We start from the raw sequence: 1,581 nt of genomic DNA, 5'->3' as shown, positions 1-1,581 counted from the left end.
CGAGAGGATGTCGCGCCCGAGCCGGTCCGTGCCGACGAGGAACAGCGTGCCCCCCTCCGGCGGGCAGACGAGGTGGCGCTCGCCCGGGATCAGCCCGAGCCAGAGATAGCCATCGCCCCGGCAGAGGAAGCGCACGGGTTGCGGACGGCTCCGGTCCACGACGTAGTTGCGCCGGAAGGTCTCGAGGTCGAGCTCGGCCCGATACGGGTAGGTGAAGGGCCCGACGAAGCGGCCCTCGTGGAACAGGTGCAGCCCCTGCGGCGGCGCGTAGAGGAAGTCGCCGTTGCGCCTTGCCTGCCCGTAGGGCGCGAGCCACTCGACGAAGGGCACGCTGGCATAGAGGACGAGCAGGATCAGCCCCGAGACCACGGCGAGCCGGTGGCGCAGGAACTTGCGCACGAACAGGCGCCGCGCCGAGGGGGCGTCGCGGTCGCCCTCGCGGCCGGCATCCGGGTCGAAGGGCGCCGGATCGACGAAGTGGGCCACCATCAGCGGCCCCCGAGCCGGATGCGGGGGTCGAGCCAGACCAGCACGAGGTCGGAGATCAGCATGCCGACGAGGGTCAGCGCCGCCACGAACATCAGGATGAAACCCGCCATGAACTGGTCCTGGGTGCGCAGCGCGTCCAGCAGCAGCGGGCCGACGGTGGGCAGGCTCATCACCAGCGAGACCAGCACCGAGCCCGAGACGAGGTGGGGCAGGAGGTTGCCGATATCGGCCACGAACGGGTTCAGCGACATCCGGAACGGGTACTTGAGGAGCGCGCGCATCGGCGGCAGGCCCTTGGCGCGGGCCGTGACCGTGTAGGGCTTGGCGAGCTCGTCCAGGAGGTTGGCGCGCATCCGCCGGATCATCGCGGCGGTGCCGCCGAGCCCGATCACGAGGGTCGGCACGACGAGGTGGGCGAGGAGCGAGCGGATCTTGGCCCCGTCCCAGGGCTTGCCGGTGAAGCCCGCGTCGTAGAGGCCGCCGATCGAGAGGCCGAACCAGCGGTTGGCGTAGAAGAGCAGGATCAGCGCCAGCAGGAAGCCCGGCACGGCGAGCCCCACATAGCCCAGCACCGTCACGACCGCGTCGCCGAGGGAGTGCCGGTGGGTCGCCGAGTAGATCGCGATCGGGATCGAGACGAGGTGGACGAAGACCAGGGCGGCGAGGTTCACCACGAGCGTGAGCCAGAGCGCGTCGCCGACCACCTCGGCCACCGGCCGGTCGTACTCGAAGGACCAGCCCCAGTCGCCCTGCAGCAGGCCGGAGAACCCGGCGGGCCCCGGCATCAGCCCGACCCACATCAGGTATTGCTGCCAGACCGGCCGATCGAGGCCGTACTGGCGGATCAGCAGCTCGGCCTTGGCGATCGAGGCCGCCTCGCCGCCCGCGCGCAGCTCCGCGATGCGGTTCGAGAGGTAGTCGCCCGGCGGCAGCTTGATCACGAAGAAGACGAGCGCCGAGATCAGCAGCAGCGTCAGCGCCATCGTGACGAGGCGGCGGAGGACGAGGCCGGTCACGGGGTGCGCACCCACGCGCGACCTCCCTCCCCCCTCTGCGGGGGAGGGTACCCTGCGAAGCAGGGGGGGAGAGGGG

1 protein-coding gene and 1 pseudogene are annotated in these 1,581 nt (G+C 71.1%); both read right to left on the bottom strand.

Going from position 1 to position 1,581, the window contains the following annotated elements:
- Positions 1-489, bottom strand: a pseudogene (locus tag AX737_RS29680) (ABC transporter permease); the annotation flags it as partial.
- The gene (locus tag AX737_RS29675; protein WP_156454046.1) at positions 489-1,505 is read right to left on the bottom strand and encodes an ABC transporter permease; all 1,017 of its coding nucleotides are present in this window, start codon (positions 1,503-1,505) and stop codon (positions 489-491) included. The pseudogene AX737_RS29680 and the gene AX737_RS29675, both read right to left, overlap by 1 nt.
- Positions 1,506-1,581: the final 76 nt, after the last annotated feature.

The sequence above is a fragment of the Methylobacterium sp. CCH5-D2 genome (assembly GCF_001556475.1).
Classification (GTDB): domain Bacteria; phylum Pseudomonadota; class Alphaproteobacteria; order Rhizobiales; family Beijerinckiaceae; genus Methylobacterium; species Methylobacterium hispanicum.
The sequence above is the reverse complement of the archived record's forward strand: the minus strand, read 5'-3'. Positions and strand labels throughout refer to the sequence as shown.